This is a genomic window from Paraflavisolibacter caeni (assembly GCF_025628885.1).
In the GTDB taxonomy this organism is placed as follows: Bacteria; Bacteroidota; Bacteroidia; order Chitinophagales; family Chitinophagaceae; genus Flavisolibacter; species Flavisolibacter caeni.
In genome coordinates, this window is the sequence record NZ_JAOTIF010000059.1 from 1 (window position 1) to 5568 (window position 5568).

2 tRNA genes and 3 rRNA genes are annotated in these 5568 nt (G+C 50.1%); all 5 read right to left on the reverse strand.

Going from position 1 to position 5568, the window contains the following annotated elements:
- Positions 1-3: 3 nt before the first annotated feature.
- The 5 genes from rrf to OCK74_RS27665 all read right to left on the reverse strand — a co-directional run bounded on the left by rrf (position 4) and on the right by OCK74_RS27665 (position 5173).
- A 5S ribosomal RNA gene (gene rrf, locus OCK74_RS27645) occupies positions 4-115 on the reverse strand.
- Between the two features lie 80 nt (positions 116-195).
- Positions 196-3085: ribosomal RNA gene (locus OCK74_RS27650) — 23S ribosomal RNA — on the reverse strand.
- 229 nt (positions 3086-3314) lie between these two features.
- Positions 3315-3388, reverse strand: a tRNA-Ala gene (locus OCK74_RS27655).
- A 52-nt stretch (positions 3389-3440) separates the two neighbouring features.
- Positions 3441-3518, reverse strand: a tRNA-Ile gene (locus OCK74_RS27660).
- A gap of 122 nt (positions 3519-3640) precedes the next feature.
- Positions 3641-5173: ribosomal RNA gene (locus OCK74_RS27665) — 16S ribosomal RNA — on the reverse strand.
- Together the 16S, 23S and 5S rRNA genes with 2 tRNA genes alongside form the textbook arrangement of a ribosomal RNA operon.
- Positions 5174-5568 lie beyond the last annotated feature (395 nt).

A 5568-nucleotide genomic window follows, 5' to 3' on the forward strand; every position in this document is an offset into this window, starting at 1 on the left:
TAAGAATGGCGGCTACCTACTCTCCCGCATTTGGGTGCAGTACCATCGGCCATGGGGGGCTTAACTTCTCTGTTCGGAATGGGAAGAGGTGGGCACCCCCGGCATAACCACCATAAAAAGGTCAGGATCCAGGGTGGATCCTTCAATACAGTTACATATTGGAAGAAAACTTGTTAGAGGAAAAGAGTCTAAATAAAATTAAAGCGTACGGGCAATTAGTACTGCTCGGCTTTAGTGTTACCACTTCTACACCTGCAGCCTATCAACGTTGTCGTCTCCAACGGCCCTTAAAAGTAAACTCATCTTGAGGAAGGTTTCACGCTTAGATGCTTTCAGCGTTTATCCTGTCCGTACATAGCTACTCTGCACTGCACCTGGCGGCACAACAGATACACCAGCGGTACGTACGACCCGGTCCTCTCGTACTAAGGTCATGTCCTCTCAATTTACTCGCGCCCACCACAGATAGGGACCGAACTGTCTTGCGACGTTCTGAACCCAGTTCACGTGCCACTTTAATCGGCGAACAGCCGAACCCTTGGGACCTTCTCCAGCCCCAGGATGTGACGAACCGACATCGAGGTGCCAAACCTCCCCGTCGATATGAGCTCTTGGGGGAGATCAGCCTGTTATCCCCGGAGTACCTTTTATCCTTTGAGCGATGGCCCTTCCATGCGGAACCACCGGATCACTTCAGCCGACTTTCGTCCCTGATCGACTTGTCTGTCTCACAGTCAAGCACCCTTCTACTGATGCGCTCTGCGTACGATTACCAACCGTACTGAGGGTACCTTTGCAAGCCTCCGTTACTCTTTAGGAGGCGACCACCCCAGTCAAACTACCCACCATGCACTGTTTCCCTTGTGGGGATTAGACCCTAAGCAAACGAAGGTTGGTATTTCAACGACCGCTCCACCCCCCCTGGCGAGGGGGCTTCATAGCGTCCCAACTATCCTACACATCGGTTGCTCAGAATCAATGCAAAGTTGTAGTGAAGGTTCACGGGGTCTTTCCGTCCCGTGGCGGGTAACCGGCATCTTCACCGATACTACAATTTCACCGGGCTCGTGGAGGAGACAGTGTTCAACTCATTAGACCATTCGTGCAGGTCGGAACTTACCCGACAAGGAATTTCGCTACCTTAGGACCGTTATAGTTACGGCCGCCGTTTACTGGGGCTTCAGTCAGGAGCTTTGTATTGCTACGAACACCCTTCCTTAACCTTCCAGCACCGGGCAGGTATCAGGCTCTATACGTCATCTTTCGATTTTGCAGGGCCCTGTGTTTTTGTTAAACAGTTGGTTGAACCATTTTACTGTGTCCTACTCGAAGTAGGAACGCTTTATCCCGAAGTTACAGCGTCAATTTGCCTAGTTCCTTCTCCACGGCTCACCCGAGCGCCTTAGAATATTCATCCCGTCTACCTGTGTCGGTTTGCGGTACGGGCAGCATTGGCCTAACCTTAGAGGTTTTTCTCGGCGGTATGATTAGCGTCACTATCCGCGCAGCCGAAGCCTTGCGGTACTATCACGTTCGACACCCCTGGCGGATTTGCCTGCCAAAGGTCTATCTACACGCTTTAACCCGGTATTCCGTAACCGGGCGGACGGTTCACTACCGCGTCACCCCATCGAAACCAATGCGGGTACTGGAATATTAACCAGTTTTCCATCAGCTACCCCTTTCGGGTTCACCTAAGGACCCGACTAACCCTGATCCGATTAACGTTGATCAGGAACCCTTAGACTTACGGCGATAAGGTTTTTCACCTTATTTATCGTTACTTATGCCTACATTTTCTTTTGAAAACGCTCCACCAACAGTCGCCTGTCAGCTTCGATGCAGTTTTCAATGCTCCCCTACCGAATACACCCCAAGGGTGCATCATAGAGCTTCGGTTCACAGTTTGATGCCCGATTATTTTCCGTGCAGGGTCTCTCGACCAGTGAGCTGTTACGCACTCTTTAAATGAATGGCTGCTTCCAAGCCAACATCCTGGCTGTTATAGAAACCCCACCTCGTTTCATCAACTTAACTGTGCATTAGGGACCTTAGCTGCTATTCTGGGTTATTTCCCTCTCGGCCACGGACCTTAGCGCCCGCAGCCTCACTGCCGCAGATATTTAGTAGCATTCGGAGTTTGTCAGGGTTTGGTAGGCGGTGAAGCCCCCTAGCCCAATCAGTAGCTCTACCTCTACTAAACTTCTAATATGCGACGCTGTTCCTAAAAACATTTCGGGGAGAACGAGCTATCTCTCAGTTTGATTGGCCTTTCACCCCTATCCACAGGTCATCCCATAACTTTTCAACGTTAATGAGTTCGGACCTCCAGAGAGTGTTACCCCTCCTTCATCCTGCCCATGGATAGATCACAAAGTTTCGCGTCTGCCCCCACTGACTAAGCCGCCCTATTCGGACTCGCTTTCGCTACGGCTCCGTTCCTATCAGGAACTTAACCTCGCCAGTGAGGAGCAACTCGTAGGCTCATTATGCAAAAGGCACGCCGTCACCAGATTGCTCTGGCTCCGACCGCTTGTAGGCACACGGTTTCAGGTACTATTTCACTCCCTTGTTCAGGGTGCTTTTCACCTTTCCCTTACGGTACTGGTTCACTATCGGTCTCTGAGGAGTATTTAGCCTTACCGGATGGTGCCGGCAGATTCAGGCAGGATTTCTCCGGTCCCGCCCTACTCAGGATCCCGCTCGTCCCCGACCCTGTACGCTTACAGGGCTATCACCCGCTATGGCCGCTCTTTCCAGAGCGTTCAGCTTGAGGTCGGTTTCTAAATGCGGTCCTACAACCCTCTGGGAGCACGCTCCCAAAGTTTAGGCTCTTCCCCTTTCGCTCGCCACTACTCAGGGAATCATTATTTATTTTCTTTTCCTCCCGGTACTTAGATGTTTCAGTTCCCGGGGTTGGCTTCTCTTTTGGAGATGCTATGCCTTCAGCATAGCGGGTTGTCCCATTCGGAGATGCAGGGATGTAATGCTTGTGTGCAGCTCCCCCTGCCTTATCGCAGCTTACCACGTCCTTCTTCGCCTCTCAGAGCCAAGGCATCCACCATGTGCCCTTAGTTGCTTTAAAAATCTTTCTTGTAGTTTGTTACCCAAGCCACTAACTTCAGACCACCATATAAATATGGATTGTCTTTCATTGTGATTTGGCATTTAGACTCTTTCGTCTAACAACTTTTCTTTTTTCCAATATGTCAAAGAACTTACGTACAGGGCTACTAGCACCAGTACAGCGTAGATGTTCAGATTGCGAACCTGCAGACCTAAAACGTCAACATCTAATCAGTTTAAAAGAACTGTGGAGGATATCGGAGTCGAACCGATGACCCCTAGCTTGCAAAGCTAGTGCTCTAGCCAGCTGAGCTAATCCCCCTGGTTAGTTGAGGTAGTTTATAGTGACCCACAAAACCATAAACTCTTTTGTTTGGTAGACCCGACCAGATTTGAACTGGTGACCCCTACATTATCAGTGTAGTGCTCTAACCAGGCTGAGCTACGGATCTTTCGGTAGCCCCCTATTACGGGTTACTCACTGAAAAAGAACTCAATAAATTGAAAGTTTTTGAAAGCAACAGCTTTAAGCCTAGGACCTCCGAAGAGATCAACGTAAGCAGTCAAGCTCTAAAAAGGAGGTATTCCAGCCGCACCTTCCGATACGGCTACCTTGTTACGACTTAGCCCCAGTTACCAGTTTTACCCTAGGCGGCTCCTTACGGTTACCGACTTTAGGTACACCCGGCTTCCATGGCTTGACGGGCGGTGTGTGCAAGGTCCGGGAACGTATTCACCGTATCATTGCTGATATACGATTACTAGCGATTCCAGCTTCACGCAGTCGAGTTGCAGACTGCGATCTGAACTGAGAGGCGTTTTTTGGGATTGGCTCCTTATCGCTAAGTGGCAGCCCTTTGTACGCCCCATTGTAGCACGTGTGTAGCCCTGGGCATAAAGGCCATGATGACTTGACATCATCCCCTCCTTCCTCGCGTCTTACGACGGCAGTTTCAGTAGAGTTCCCAGCGTTACCTGATGGCAACTACTGATGGGGGTTGCGCTCGTTGCGGGACTTAACCCAACACCTCACGGCACGAGCTGACGACAGCCATGCAGCACCTTACAATCTGTGTCTTGCGACAAAATGAGCTTTCACCCACGGTCAGACTGCATTCTAGCCCAGGTAAGGTTCCTCGCGTATCATCGAATTAAACCACATGCTCCACCGCTTGTGCGGACCCCCGCCAATTCCTTTGAGTTTCAACCTTGCGGTCGTACTTCCCAGGTGGGATACTTAATGCTTTCGCTCAGACACACATTGTCATATCACGTATGTCGAGTATCCATCGTTTAGGGCGTGGACTACCAGGGTATCTAATCCTGTTTGATCCCCACGCTTTCGTGCCTCAGCGTCAATCACTGCGCAGTGAGCTGCCTTCGCAATTGGTGTTCTATGTCATATCTAAGCATTTCACCGCTACATGACATATTCCGCTCACCTTCACAGTATTCAAGACAAATAGTATCCATGGCAGTTTCCGAGTTAAGCTCGGAGATTTCACCACGGACTTACCTGCCCGCCTACGCACCCTTTAAACCCAGTGAATCCGGATAACGCTTGCACCCTCCGTATTACCGCGGCTGCTGGCACGGAGTTAGCCGGTGCTTATTCCCCTGGTACCGTCAACACCCTTAGAAAAAGGTGGTTTCGTCCCAGGTAAAAGAAGTTTACAACCCAGAGGGCCTTCATCCTCCACGCGGCATGGCTGGGTCAGAGTTGCCTCCATTGCCCAATATTCCTTACTGCTGCCTCCCGTAGGAGTCGGGCCCGTGTCTCAGTGCCCGTGTGACTGGTCGTGCTCTCACACCAGTTACTGATCGTTGGCTTGGTGGGCCGTTACCCCAACCAACTACCTAATCAGCCGCACGCCCATCCTGAACCACCGGAGCTATAACTAAGAGGTGATGCCACCCCCAAGTGTTACGGGGTATTAATCCGGGTTTCCCCGGGCTATCCCCCAGTTCAGGGTAAGTTGCGTACGTGTTCCGCACCCGTTTGCCGGTCGCCAGCAGTGGTATTGCTACCACCCTGCTGCCCCTCGACTTGCATGTATTAAGCCTGCCGCTAGCGTTCATCCTGAGCCAGGATCAAACTCTCCATTGTAAATGAGTTTTGATACTGACTATTAATTTCTCTCATTGGATAAATTAACGAGTCAAAATCGAATGTTATTTGCTTTGCTTACCTAAGCCCTGTATACACTAGTTATACAGCGCTGTTGCTTCCAAACTTTCAAAGATCTTTCGTGGCCTTCCCACTTACTTCCCCCAGCCTTTCGCTAAGGGAGCGCAAAGGTAAGCGCCCTATCGTTATCAGCCAAATTTTATTTACCTTTTTTTATTCCTAAAAACTACCGGTAAATCCATACTGACCACTGATTATCAAAGACTTAAAGAACTTGCCCGCCTCATTTCAAAAGCGGAGCGCAAAGATAGAAACCCACCCAATCCCCACCAAATCTTTTTTAAGGTTTTTTCGTGAAAATTCTGTGAAAGCAA